Below are 12,667 nucleotides of genomic sequence, written 5' to 3' on the forward strand. Positions count from 1 at the left end.
CCGCATCGGCGTGAACGGTCCCGGGCGCCCCTCGGGATCCCTCAGCACCACGTTGGCGGCCACCGCGTCGTGCCCCTCCCGGAACACGGTCGCCGAGATCTCGAACGTCTCACCGGTCACGGCCTTCGCCGGCCGGCGCCCCTGCCGGACCATCGGCCGGACGTCGAGGACGGGAATGCGCCCCACGGCGGTCGCGGGGGCCGGTGCCGCAGGGGCGGGCGGCGGGGGGCCGGTCTCGGCCGGGCGGGCCGGAGGGGATCCGGCGCCGCGCTTCACGGGTGTCCGGGCGGCGCCCGGTGTCGGAGGGGATGACGAGTGGTGCTTGGCGGGCATGACCGCTCCTGTCCGCGTCAACGTGGGTGGGCGGATGACTGTGGGGAGGTGGGTCCTGCGTGGTGCTGCTGAGGGAGTACCCGCAGGAGCCTTCCCACACTGTTCGGGTGGGCAACCCGGCACTTTGTTAACTACTCACGCGTATGTCGACACACAAGACCGGCCCCGTCCGCACGGGGCGGGGCCGGTCGTCGGTGGGCCCGCTCCCACGGCCGCCGGTGCCGTCGCGGACGGCGGGCGCCCGGCGTCCCGCGCGGGCGCCGCTACGCGCGCGGAACCTGGAGCAGCCGGTCCGGCGAGCCGGGTCCGCGCCCGGCCACCTTCCCGCTCGCCGCGCCCTCGACCAGCGCGTTCGCCACCTGGGCCGGGGTCGCCCGCCGGTGCTCGGCGAGATACAGCGCCGCCGCGCCCGCCACGTGCGGGGCCGCCGCCGACGTACCCGAGGAGGTGGCCCGCGCGGTGTCGCTCGTGGCGGAGGCCGAGGTGACCGACACCCCCGGAGCGAACAGATCGAGCGCCGAGCCGTGGTTGGAAAAGGCCGGTTTCTTGTCCTGCCGGCCGGTCGCGCCGACCGTGAGGGCCTGTTTCACGCTCGCCGGCGAGTACAGCGCGGCCGGCCCGCCCTCGTTGCCCGCGGCGACCGTATAGGTGACTCCGGAGGCGATGGAGGCGCGGACGGCGGCGTTCAGCTGTGCGTTGTAGGGGCCGCCCAGGCTGAGGTTGGCGACGGCGGGCCTCCTCGCGTTCCGGGTGACCCAGTCGATGCCGGCGATCACCTGGGCGGTGGTGCCGGCGCCGGCGTCGTCCAGGACGCGCACGGAGACGACGCCCGCCTTCCCGGCGACCCCGTACGAGGTGCCCGCGACGATCCCGGCGACCTGCGTGCCGTGTCCGTTGCCGTCCTGCGCGGTCCGGTCGTTCTCGACGAAGTCCCAGCCGTGGCGGGCCCGTCCGGCGAACTCCTCGTGCGTGGTCCGTACTCCGGTGTCGATCACGTAGACCGTCACCCCGGCGCCCGCCGGCCCCGGCCGGGCGTAGCGCCCGTCCAGCGGGAGATCCCGCTGGTCGATGCGGTCCAGGCTCCAGGACGGGGGACTCTTCCGGGTGCGGTCCAACGCCACCCGGGTGTCCTGGACGACCGAGGCGACCCGCGGGTCGGCGGCCAGACGCCCGGCCTGTCCCGCGTCGGCCCGTACGGCGTACCCGTTGAGCACCGTGCCGTAGGTGTGGCTGATTCTCGCCCCGTACCGCTCGGCGAGGTCCTGGCCGGCCGCCGAGCCGGCCGTCGTCCCCTCCTTCAGTGTCACGAGATAACCGCCGGTCACGGAGCCGGGTGCCCCGGCGCCGAGTATGCGTCCCTGTGGTGCGGCGTGCGCGGGCAGGATGACGGCCGAGACCGCCGCGGTGCACAGCACCGCCGTCATGACCCCCGCCCGGCGCGCACGCCGTCCGCGCGTCCGTGCCATGGTCCGGGTTCCCCTCCTCCACTCGGCGCGTCCGGCGCGGGCCGGCACGCCAAAGGGGAAGCGTCTCGTGCGGGACGAAGCGCGACAAGAACGCCCATGGGGGCGGAATCGGCCATATCCGTCGTGAAGTGAATCGTTTGGCCGGGGATACGAAGGTACCCGTGTCTCCCGGCTTCCCACGCGGACCGTGTCCGCGCCGGTACTGTCGGCAACGATGCCCGGACGCACACCGCGTCTCTCACGAACGCGCCGAGGTGACTTGTGAAGGCGATCCGTCGATTCACCGTCCGACCCGTGCTCCCCGAACCCCTGCGCCCCCTGAGCGACCTGGCCCGCAATCTGCGCTGGTCCTGGCACACCGGGACCCGTGACCTGTTCCGCTCCGTCGACCCCGAACGCTGGGCCGCCGCCGGCGGCGACCCCGTACGGCTGCTCGGCAGCGTGGCGGCCGAGCGGCTCACCGAGCTGGCCGGTGACCGTGACTTCCTGGACCGCCTCGACGCGGTCGCCGCCGATCTGGACGCCTATATGACAGGCGACCGCTGGTACCAGGAGCAGACCGACCGGCTGCCCGCCGCCGTCGCCTACTTCTCCCCCGAGTTCGGCATCACGGCCGCCCTGCCGCAGTACTCCGGAGGACTCGGCATCCTCGCCGGCGACCACCTCAAGGCCGCCAGCGACCTGGGCGTCCCCCTCATCGGCGTCGGCCTGCTCTACCGGCACGGCTACTTCCGCCAGTCCCTGTCCCGGGACGGCTGGCAGCAGGAGCACTACCCCGTGCTCGACCCCAACGAGCTGCCCCTGGACCAGCTCGAGGAACCCGACGGCACCCCCGCCCAGGTCACCCTCGCCCTGCCCGGCGACCGCTCCCTGCGCGCCCGGATCTGGCTGGCCCAGGTCGGCAGGATCCCGCTGCTCCTGCTGGACTCCGACGTCGAGGAGAACGGCCTCGGCGAACGCGGGGTGACCGACCGGCTCTACGGCGGCGGCAGCGAGCACCGGCTCCTCCAGGAGATGCTGCTCGGCATAGGAGGGGTCCGCGCGGTGCGTACGTACTGCGCGCTGACCGGGCACGCCGCGCCCGAGGTATTCCACACCAACGAGGGCCACGCCGGCTTCCTCGGCCTGGAGCGCATCGCCGAACTGCGCGCGGAAGGCCTGGACTTCGACGCGGCGCTGGAGGCGGTCCGCGCGGGGACCGTGTTCACCACCCACACGCCCGTCCCGGCCGGCATCGACCGCTTCGACCGCGAACTGGTCGCCCGGCACTTCGGCCCGCACGCCGAACTGCCGCACATGGAGGTCGACCGCGTCCTCAGGCTCGGCATGGAGAGCTACCCCGGCGGAGAACCCGGCCTGTTCAACATGGCCGTGATGGGCCTGCGCCTGGCCCAGCGCGCCAACGGCGTCTCCCTGCTGCACGGCAACGTCAGCCGCGAGATGTTCGCCGGACTCTGGCCGGGCTTCGACCCGGAGGAGGTGCCCATCACCTCCGTGACGAACGGGGTGCACGCGCCCACCTGGGTCGCCCCCGAGGTGTTCCGGCTCGGCGCCCGGCAGATCGGCGCCCAGCGCACCGAGGAGGCCCTCAGCGTCGGCGACTCCGACCGCTGGGACTCCGTCGCGGACATCGCCGACCGGGACATCTGGGAGCTGCGCCGCTCCCTGCGCGAACTGCTGGTCCTCGAGGTGCGCGAGCGGCTGCGCGCCTCCTGGCGGCAGCGCGGCGCCGGGACGGCCGAGCTGGGCTGGATCGACGGGGTGCTCGACCCGGACGTGCTGACCATCGGCTTCGCCCGGCGCGTCCCGTCGTACAAACGGCTGACGCTGATGCTGCGCGACCGGGACCGGCTGACGGACCTGCTGCTGCACCCCGAGCGGCCGGTGCAGATCGTGGTCGCCGGCAAGGCGCACCCGGCGGACGACGGCGGCAAGCGGCTCATCCAGGAACTGGTCCGCTTCGCCGACGACCCGCGCGTACGGCACCGGATCGTGTTCCTGCCCGACTACGGCATGGCGATGGCGCAGAAGCTCTACCCCGGCTGCGACATCTGGCTGAACAACCCGCTCCGGCCGCTGGAGGCGTGCGGGACCAGCGGGATGAAGGCCGCGCTCAACGGCTGCCTCAACCTGTCCGTCCTCGACGGCTGGTGGGACGAGTGGTTCCAGCCCGACTTCGGCTGGGCGATCCCCACGGCGGACGGGGCCGGGACCGATCCGGACCGGCGCGACGCCATAGAGGCCGCGGCGCTGTACGACCTGCTGGAGCAGCGGATCACCCCGTGCTTCTACGGGCGGGGGCGGGACGGGCTGCCGGACCGGTGGATCGAGATGGTGCGGCGGACACTGAGCCTGCTCGGGCCGAAGGTGCTGGCCGGGCGGATGGTCCGGGAGTACGTGGAGCGCCTGTACGCGCCCGCCGCGCATGCCCACCGTGCGATGGACGCGGACGCGGCGCGTGCGCTCGCCGGGTGGAAGGCGCGGGTGCGCGCCGCCTGGCACGGGGTGGCCGTCGACCACGTCGAGACGTCCGTGACGGCGGCCACCGCGGAGCTCGGCAGCACGCTCGCGCTGCGGGTGCGGGTGGGGCTGGGCGGTCTGAAGCCGGAGGACGTCGAGGTGCAGGCGGTGTCCGGGCGGGTGGACGGGGAGGACCGGATCACCGGTGCGACGTCCGTGCCGCTGAAGCCGGTGGGCGCGCCGGACGCGGAGGGGCGCCGGGTGTACGAGGGGCCGCTGGCCCTGGACCGTACGGGGCCCTTCGGGTACACGGTGCGGATCCTGCCCAGCCACCGGCTGCTGGCGTCCGGTGCCGAGCTGGGGCTGGTCGCGGTGCCGTCGGAGGACGTGGTGGAGGCGGCGGGGCTGCTGATGCGGTGAGGCCCCCGGGCGGGCGACGGCGCGGTGCCGAGGAGCACCGCGCCGGGGCGTGGGGGGAGGGGACGCGGGATCGGCCCGCGCCGGGGCGTGGGGGAGGGGGACGCCGGATCAGCCCGCGCCGCAGCCGCCGACCGACGGCGCCGGGCTGGAGGGCCCGTTGACGGTGAAGCCGAACGACGTCGACTGTCCCGCGCTCAGGGTGCGGTTGTGGCCGGCCGGGGTCACGGTCACCACGTTCCCGCTCCTGCTGGCGGTGCCGTTCCAGAGCGAGACGATCGTCTGGTTGCCGGTCAGCGTCACCGGCACGCTCCAGTCGGAGACGCCGCCGCTGCCCGCGGTGATGGTCACCTCACCGTTGAAGCCGTTGTTCCACGCGTTGGTGGTGCGGTAGGTGGCGCTGCAGGCGCCCGGCGGCGGTGTCGTGGGAGTACCCCCGTCGCCGCCACCACCGAGGGTGACGCGGGAGCTGCCGGTGCTCTGGTAGCCCTCGGTGGCCATGATCATGTAGTAGTTGAAGGCCCCCATCGGCATCCCGGCCGCTTCCCAGGCGTCGAAGTGCGTGCCGGTGTCGATGGTGCCGCTGGACCGCTTGCTGTTCCGGACGCTCCAGTACTGCTGGAAGGTCCGGGTGCCCTCCACCGACGGCGCGTTGGTCCGCGTGGACTCGTAGATCGTGTACGTGCCGCCGTCGTCGTCGACCGTGCCGCGCCGCCGGCCGGCCGACCCGGGGTTGTACGGGCCGTGGTTCTCGACGATGTAGTACTCCACCAGCGGGTTGGCGGTCCACCCGTACAGCGCCAGATAGCCGTTGCTGCCCGGGTCGAACGTGCCGGAGTAGGTGACGCTCCGGCGGCTGCCGTTGCTCCAGCCGAGGCCGCCGACCCAGTTGTTGGTGTTGCTCCACTGGCTGCTGTACTGCCCGGCGGCTCCCAGCGTCATGGTGACGGAGCCCGGGTCGTCGGTCCAGAAGGAGTAGTAGTAGCCGTTGTACGTGCCGGTCGAGTTGCTGGTGAGGACCTGGTCGGCCCGTGCCGTGCCGGGCAGCAGCAGTCCGGAGCCCGCCGCTGCCGCCAGTGCCCCGGCACCGCCGAGGACGAATCTTCTGCGGCTGACCGGACGTGGGCCGGAGCCGTGGGGGGATTCGCTCATGGGACTGTTCCTCCTCGTGAAGAGCACGTCAGTGACGGGGAGACACGCCGAGCACGCCTCGGCGCTCACCAACGAGGTGACAGGGGGCGGGTCCCGCGTCTGCGACGGGGACCGCGGAGCGCCACAACAGTCTTCCGCGAGAGAGGAGTTGTCAATGGTTTCGTAATGTCCCCGAAAGTATTCGGTGCCGTGGACCGTTGCCGTAGCTGGGGCGAGGTGGATGTGCCAGGTGCCGGTGGAGGGGGTGTCGGGGGCCTCGCCGGTGCGGCGGTTCGAAACTTTCGAATCCTTTCGGCGTCACCGTCCGGGCGTCAGTCCTCCTCGATGCCCCGCGTGGCCAGGCGGCGCAGCACCTTGCCGCAGCGGCGGGCGTACGCGTGCTGCATCGCGCGGGTGGCCGGGCCGCCCGCGCGGGAGTACCAGCGGGCCGGCCGGCTGAACGCCTCCACGGTCAGCCACACCGTGCCGTCGCCGGTGCGGTCCACGACGAAGGACTCCTCGCCGCACTCGGGGTGCCCGGCCAGGGTGCCGTACGCCCAGCCGGCCCTGCGGTGCTCCTCCACCGTCCACACCACCCGGCAGGGCGCCCTCACGACCCCGGCGAGGGTGATGGTGACGTCGACGTCCGGGGCCGCGCGGTCGGCGGCGGTCTCGACACCGACCCCCAGTTCCCGGTGCAGTTCCCAGGTGAGCAGCGCCTCGGCCGCCTGCCGGAAGACCGCCTGGCCCTCGCCGAGGCGGGTGCGGACGCGCATCGGGTGGAAGCCGGGAGGGCAGGAACCGGGTTCCCGGGTCGCGCCGACGTGGTCGTAGGTGAAGTCCGCCGAAGACATGGGACCCAAGAGTAGGGCGGCGCCCACGCCTTGGAGAAAGGCGGGGCGCCGCTCGTCGCACTCGTTCCCGGTTTACGGGAAGGTGAGCTTCCAGCCGTTGATGTAGCCGGTGTCGTACCGTGCCCGGTCCTGCACCCGCAGTCGCCAGGTGCCGTTGGCGGCCTCGGAGGAGGCGTTGACCGTGAAGGTCTGGTCGATGTTGTCCGCGGAGCCGCCGCTGCGGTTGCGCAGGTTGTACACCGTGCCGTCCGGGGCCAGCAGGTCGACGATCAGGTCACCGCTGTAGGTGTGCACGATGTCGACCGCGACCTGGAGGTTGGAGGGCGCGTTGCCCGTCCGTCCGGAGACGGTGATCGAGGACGTCACCGCGGAGCCGTAGTCCGGGATGGACACGTCGGTGTCGCTCTCGAAGGACGTACCGCCGCCACCGCCGCCGTCGGAGCGCGAGCCGACGTTGATGGCCGCCCACGCGTCCTGCACCGCCTTGTACTCGGCGCTGTCCGTGCCGTACAGCTCACCGGTCGCCGCCAGGGTGCCGGTGCGGGCGCCCGCGTAGTTGGTGGTGGAGGTGAACTTGGTGGTCAGCGCGCGGAACCAGATCTTCTCCGCCTTGGCGCGGCCGATGCCGGTGACCGGGAGGCCGTCCGAGGTGGGCGAGTCGTAGCTGACACCGTTGATGGTCTTGGTGCCGCTGCCCTCGCTCAGCAGGTAGAAGAAGTGGTTGGCGGGGCCGGACGAGTAGTGGACGTCGATCGAGCCTATGCCGGAGTACCAGCTGTCCTTGGACGCGCCGTCCTTGCTGGGCTTGTCCATGTAGCGCAGCGGGGTGCCGTCGCCGTTGATGTCGATCTCCTCGCCGATGAGGTAGTCACCGACGTCGGAGGAGTTGTTGGCGTAGAACTCGACGGTCGAGCCGAAGATGTCGCTGGTCGCCTCGTTCAGGCCGCCGGACTCGCCGCTGTAGTTGAGGCCCGCGGTGTTCGAGGTCAGACCGTGGGTCATCTCGTGCGCGGCCACGTCGATCGCGGTGAGCGGGTTGGCGTTGCCGGAGCCGTCGCCGTAGGTCATGCAGAAGCAGCTGTCGGACCAGAAGGCGTTGACGTAGTTGTTGCCGTAGTGGACCCGGGAGTAGGCGCCCACGCCGTCGCCGCGGATGCCGCTGCGGCCGTGCACGTTCTTGTAGTAGTCCCAGGTCAGCGCGGCCCCGTAGTGGGCGTCGGCGGCGGCGGACTCCGCGTTGGAGGGGCTGCCGTTGCCCCAGACGTCGTCGGAGCCGGAGAACAGCGTGCCGGTGCCGGAGGTGCCCCGGTTGAGGTTGTACGTCTTGTGCCCGCCGCGCGCCCCGTCGGTGAGGTTGTACGACGACCCGGACTGGGTGGTGGTCAGATCGACGGTGCCGCTGTAGACGGTGTGGCCGGTTCCGTTCTGGACCGCCTGCCACTCGTACAGCTTCTCGCCCGTGGTGGCGTCGGTGACGACGTGCAGCTCCTGCGGGGTGCCGTCGTGCTGGAGGCCGCCGACGACCGTCTCGTACGCCACGACCGGCTCGCCCCCGGCGGCCCAGACCACCTTGCGCGGGGCCCGGTCGACGTCGGCGCCCTCGGCCTTCTCGGCCTTCGCGGCGGACAGGGCCTGCTGCTCGGCCTTCGCGGCCGGCACCTTGGCGGTGGTGGTCGCGGGCTTCACCGCGGTCCGGGTGGCCTTGACGACGGCGTCGGCCTCGCCGGCGCTGTCGCCCTGGACGACCAGGTCGCCGCCGAGGACGGGCAGACCGTCGTAGGTGCGCTCGTAGCGGACGTGCACGGTGCCGTCGCGGTCCTTGAGGACGTCGCGGACGACGAGCTTCTCCTTCGCACCCAGACCGAGGTCCTCGGCGGTCTCCGCCGTGGTGGCGTTCGCCTCCCGGATCAGCGCGGCGCGCTGGGCGGGGGTGAGCCGGACCGACTCCGAACCCGGCTTCGCCTTGCTCGCCGCCGCCGGTGCCTGCTCGGGGGCGGCGGTGGCGCTGCCGGACTGCACGGCCGTGGCGATCAGCGCGGCCACCCCGGCGAGGGCGACGGCGGCGGCACGGCGGTGCGTGGCGTGGGGGGTGCGTCTGTGGGACGGCCTGCTTCTCAACGCTGACTCCTTCTGCGTGGCCGCGGATCGCGCGGCCTGGGGAGACCGGACGGCGGGTGGGCCGGCCGGGCAGAACGGAAGTGCCATTCGCTGTGGCCGCGGGGCAGCGGTGGGGTGGTGCTGTGGGGTTGCTGTTGAGCGGCCGTGGGAAGAGTGGCAGGGGATCGCGGTTTCTGTCAGGAGCGCGTCAGGAAATTGGCCGGAAACCGTTCGTTGTCCGGGAGTTGGGGTTCGGTATACGAACAGTTGGGGGTGGGGGGTGCGGATGGGTGAGGTTCAAGGGTTTTCGCCCCCCGCCGCCCCTTCCCGTCCCTGGGGGCCGCGCCCCCGGACCCCCTTTCGGCCCTGCGGGCCTCGTCCTCAAACTCCCCCAGAGGGGGCACCCCCAGACGGACTGGAATCGCCGTGCCAGGAGTGCCACAGGCTCGCGTACGCCCCGCCGGCCGCCACCAGGGCGTCATGGGTGCCCAGTTCGGTCAGGCGGCCGTCCTCCATGACGGCCACCCGGTCGGCGTCGTGGGCGGTGTGCAGGCGGTGGGCGACGGCGATGACCGTACGGCCCTCCAGGACGGCCGCCAGCGCGCGTTCGGTGTGCCGGGCGGTCGTCGGGTCGAGCAGCGCGGTGGCCTCGTCGAGGATCAGCGTGTGCGGGTCGGCCAGCACCACCCGCGCCAGCGCGAGCTGCTGCGCCTGCGAACCGTCGGTGGCGTGGCCACCCTCGCCCAGCTCCGTGTCCAGCCCGTCCGGCAGCTCCCGCACCCACGCCTCGGCGCCGACCACGGCCAGTGCCGCCCACAACTCCCCGTCTCCGGCGCCCGGTTCGGCGATGCGCAGATTGTCGCGGACCGACCCGAGGAACACGTGGTGCTCCTGGGTGACCAGCACCACCTGCCGCCGCAGCCGCTCCGGGTCCAGGCCGGAAACCGGCACCCCGCCCACGGTCACCGTCCCCGCGGTCGGCGCGTCCACGCCCGCCAGCAGCCGGCTCAGGGTGGTCTTGCCCGCACCGGACGGCCCCACCACCGCGAGCCGTTCGCCCGGAGTCACCGTCAGATCGACCCCGCGCAGCACCTCGCCGCCGCCGTCGTAGGCGTAGCGCACCCCCGTCACGTCGATGCGGTCGTCGGCCGGATCCGGACTGTCGCCCCGCTCCGCCGCGCGCGGCGCCCGCGCCAGCCCCTCCACCCGGGCGAAGGAGGCGCCACTGGCCTGCAACTGCTCCAGCCGCATCAGCACCTCGTCCAGCGGACCGCTCAGTTGCAGCAGATACAGCGAGGCCGCCACCACCTCCCCGAGGCTCACCATGCCCCGCCCGTGCAGCCACCCGCCGATCAGCAGTACCCCGGCCACCGGCACGATGTACGACACCTCGACCACCGGGAAGAACACCGTGCGCAGGAACAGCGTGCGGAACCGGGTACGGCGGGAGGTCTCCAGCGCCTCCCGGTTGGCGCGGATCCGCCGCTCCTGGAGCCGGAACGCCTCCACCGTGCGGGCCCCCGACGCCGTCGCCGCGACGACCTCCGCCACGTCCGAGTTCGCCGCCCCCTCGGCGAGGTAGGCGTCGCGGGCCCGGCGCAGATACCAGCGCAGGACGCACCAGATCGGCGTCAGCCCGAGCAGCCCGAGGAAGCCCAGCAGCGGGTTCACCACCAGGACCGCGCCCATCACGAACAGCGACTGCACGGCGTTGACCAGCAACGACGGCCCGGCGTCGCGCAGGGTCGTACCGACGGCGGTGACATCGGCCGTCCCCCGGGCCGTCAGATCACCCGTGCCCGCCCGCTCCACCACCGACGAGGGCAGCGCCAGCGCCCGGTCCACGAACCGCTCCCGCACCCGCGCCAGCGTCCGCTCCCCGAAACGGTGCCCCACGAACCGGGCCCAGCGGGACAGCAGCAGCTGCGTGACGGCGCACAGCAGGATGACCGGCGCCAGCCGGTCCACCACGGCCGGCCCGCCGCCGTCGCGCACCCCGTCGATGATCCGCCCCAGCAGCCAGGGCCCGGCCAGCCCCACCACGGCCGCCAGCCCGTTCAGCGCCAGCACACCGGCGACGGCCCGCCCGTCCGCCCGCACCAGCTCCGCGGCGGCCCGCCGCACATCGGCGGGCCCGGCCAGGGGGAGTCGCTCCCCGCTCATCCCGCGACCTCCTCGGCGGTGGTTTCCCCGGCGTCCCTGGCCACCAGATCCCGGTAGGCGGGTTCGTGGTCGAGAAGTCCCTGGTGGCTGCCGCTCGCGGCCACCTTCCCGTCGACCAGGAAGATCACCTCGTCGACCCGCGTGAGCACCAGCGGCGAGGTGGTGGCCAGCAGCGTCGTACGTCCCCTGCGGGCTTCTCGCAACCGGTCGGCGACCGTGGCCTCGGTGTGCGCGTCGAGCGCCGACGTGGGCTCCACCGCCAGCAGCACCTCCGGGCCGGCCAGCAACGCCCGCGCCAGCCGGACACGTTGCCGCTGACCGCCGGAGAGACTGCGGCCCTGCGCGGACACGACCGAGTCCAGCCCGCCGGGCAGGCCCCGCACGATGTCGTCGGCGGCCGCCGCGCGCAGCGCGCCCAGCACGTCCTCGTCGGACGGATCCCCGCGCCCGGCCACCACCTCCCGCAGCGGGCCGGCGAACAGGTCCGCCTCCGGGTCGGCGACCAGGATCCGCTCCCGCACCCGCGCGAGCGCGATCTCGTCCAGCCGGACCCCGCCCCAGGTCACGTCGGACGGCGCGTACCGGCCCAGGCGGTCCACCACGGCGAGCGCGTCGGCGGGACGCGCGGCGGTGAGCGCGGTCAGCCGGCCCGGCAGCAGCCGTACCCCCGACTCCGGGTCGTACAGCACCGAGGGCTCGGCCGGGGCGTCGGCGGTGGCGGCGTCGGCCGGCGGCTCCAGCCGCAGCAGCGCCGTCACCCGCCGGGCGGCCACCACCCCCCGGCTCAGCGAGTAGCCGCACTCGATGAGGAACATCACCGGCCACACCAGAATGGCCACATAGCCGTACACCGACACCAGTTCGCCCACGCTGATGCGTCCCTGCGCGGCCTGCCGCGCCGCGATCCAGGTCACCCCCGCGAGGAACAGCGTCGGCAGCCCCGCGGCGAGCGCCTGCATCCAGCTCGTCACCGCGCCGACCCGGTAGCCCTGGTCCCGCAGCCGCCGCGAGTCACGGCGGAACGCCTCGGAGACCAGGTTCTTCCCGCCGAGCCCGCTCAGCACCCGCAGACCGCCCGCCAGATCACCGATCCGCGCGGTCAGCACACCCTGCCGCTCCCGGTACTCCGTCTCCGTGCCCTGCAGCCATCCCGCCAGCGGTCCGACGGCGAGCCCGATCACCGGCACTCCGAGCAGCACCACCAGCGCCAGCAGCGGCGACACCGACAACAGCAGCCCGGCCACCACCAGATACGCCACCACCGCGCCGATCCCCGGCCCGACGGCCGTGAGCGACTGGGCGACCATCTGCACGTCACCCACCCCGATGGTGACGACCTCCCCGGCCCCGGTCCGCCGCTCCAGCGAGGCGCCCAGCCGCACCGTCTGCCCCACGACCACCTTCACCGTGCGGAAGTTGGCGTCCATCCGCACCCGCGTCATCGTGCGGTGCCGCATGACGCCCAGCCACGAGTTGACCACGCACACCACGAACAGGGCGCCGGTCCACCACGCCAGCGCCCCCATGTCACCCGGCTCCAGCCCCTCGTCCACGGCCCGGGACATCAGATACGGCGTCGCCGCCAGCAGCACCATCCACACACAGCTCAGCACCGCCCCCGCCGCACACCGCCCCGGCTGCCGCAGCACCAGCCACCACAGATACCGGGCCCCGCCCCGCCGCTCGGGCGTGCCGGGATCCTCGTACGCGTCGATCACCGCTCGTTCTCCCCCTGCGCACCGTCGC

At 73.2% G+C, this 12,667-nt stretch carries 8 protein-coding genes; 1 reads left to right on the forward strand and 7 read right to left on the reverse strand.

The features are described from left to right. Positions 1-333, reverse strand: a 333-nt coding sequence (locus ACF1DX_RS27230; RefSeq protein WP_391793778.1) for a maltotransferase domain-containing protein, incomplete at its 3' end; no start/stop codon positions are given. Between the two features lie 263 nt (positions 334-596). Beyond that, positions 597-1,799, reverse strand: coding sequence for a S8 family peptidase (locus tag ACF1DX_RS27235; protein WP_391793779.1), 1,203 nt, complete (start codon positions 1,797-1,799; stop codon positions 597-599). 261 nt (positions 1,800-2,060) lie between these two features. Between ACF1DX_RS27235 and ACF1DX_RS27240 the strand changes: the two genes are divergently transcribed. Further along, positions 2,061-4,679 (forward strand): glycosyltransferase family 1 protein, encoded by a 2,619-nt coding sequence (locus ACF1DX_RS27240; protein WP_391793780.1) that lies wholly within the window; start codon positions 2,061-2,063, stop codon positions 4,677-4,679. A 108-nt stretch (positions 4,680-4,787) separates the two neighbouring features. On the opposite strand, the gene ACF1DX_RS27245 is transcribed toward ACF1DX_RS27240, so the two are convergent. The 5 genes from ACF1DX_RS27245 to ACF1DX_RS27265 all read right to left on the reverse strand — a co-directional run bounded on the left by ACF1DX_RS27245 (position 4,788) and on the right by ACF1DX_RS27265 (position 12,639). After that, positions 4,788-5,828 (reverse strand): glycoside hydrolase family 11 protein, encoded by a 1,041-nt coding sequence (locus tag ACF1DX_RS27245; RefSeq protein ID WP_391793781.1) that lies wholly within the window; start codon positions 5,826-5,828, stop codon positions 4,788-4,790. 311 nt (positions 5,829-6,139) lie between these two features. Beyond that, positions 6,140-6,661, reverse strand: a complete 522-nt coding sequence (locus ACF1DX_RS27250) for a DUF1990 family protein (RefSeq protein ID WP_391793782.1) — start codon at positions 6,659-6,661, stop codon at positions 6,140-6,142. Positions 6,662-6,733: 72 nt separating this feature from the next. Continuing rightward, a complete protein-coding gene (locus ACF1DX_RS27255) occupies positions 6,734-8,779 on the reverse strand; it encodes a M4 family metallopeptidase (protein WP_391793783.1) in 2,046 nt (681 codons plus the stop codon). Positions 8,780-9,139: 360 nt separating this feature from the next. Further along, positions 9,140-10,921, reverse strand: a complete 1,782-nt coding sequence (locus ACF1DX_RS27260) for an ABC transporter ATP-binding protein (RefSeq protein ID WP_391793784.1) — start codon at positions 10,919-10,921, stop codon at positions 9,140-9,142. Further along, complete coding sequence (locus ACF1DX_RS27265) at positions 10,918-12,639, reverse strand: ABC transporter ATP-binding protein (protein ID WP_391793785.1); 1,722 nt, start codon at positions 12,637-12,639, stop codon at positions 10,918-10,920. The genes ACF1DX_RS27260 and ACF1DX_RS27265 overlap by 4 nt, the downstream gene beginning before the upstream one ends. Positions 12,640-12,667 lie beyond the last annotated feature (28 nt).

This window comes from Streptomyces sp. NPDC014676 (assembly GCF_043084105.1).
In the GTDB taxonomy this organism is placed as follows: Bacteria; Actinomycetota; Actinomycetes; order Streptomycetales; family Streptomycetaceae; genus Streptomyces.

Coding starts and splice junctions, on each gene's coding strand:
- ACF1DX_RS27260 (WP_391793784.1), bottom strand. CDS start 10,921: ATGAGCGGGGAGCGACTCCCCCTGGCCGGGCCCGCCGATGTGCGGCGG.
- ACF1DX_RS27245 (WP_391793781.1), bottom strand. CDS start 5,828: ATGAGCGAATCCCCCCACGGCTCCGGCCCACGTCCGGTCAGCCGCAGA.
- ACF1DX_RS27250 (WP_391793782.1), bottom strand. CDS start 6,661: ATGTCTTCGGCGGACTTCACCTACGACCACGTCGGCGCGACCCGGGAA.
- ACF1DX_RS27235 (WP_391793779.1), bottom strand. CDS start 1,799: ATGGCACGGACGCGCGGACGGCGTGCGCGCCGGGCGGGGGTCATGACG.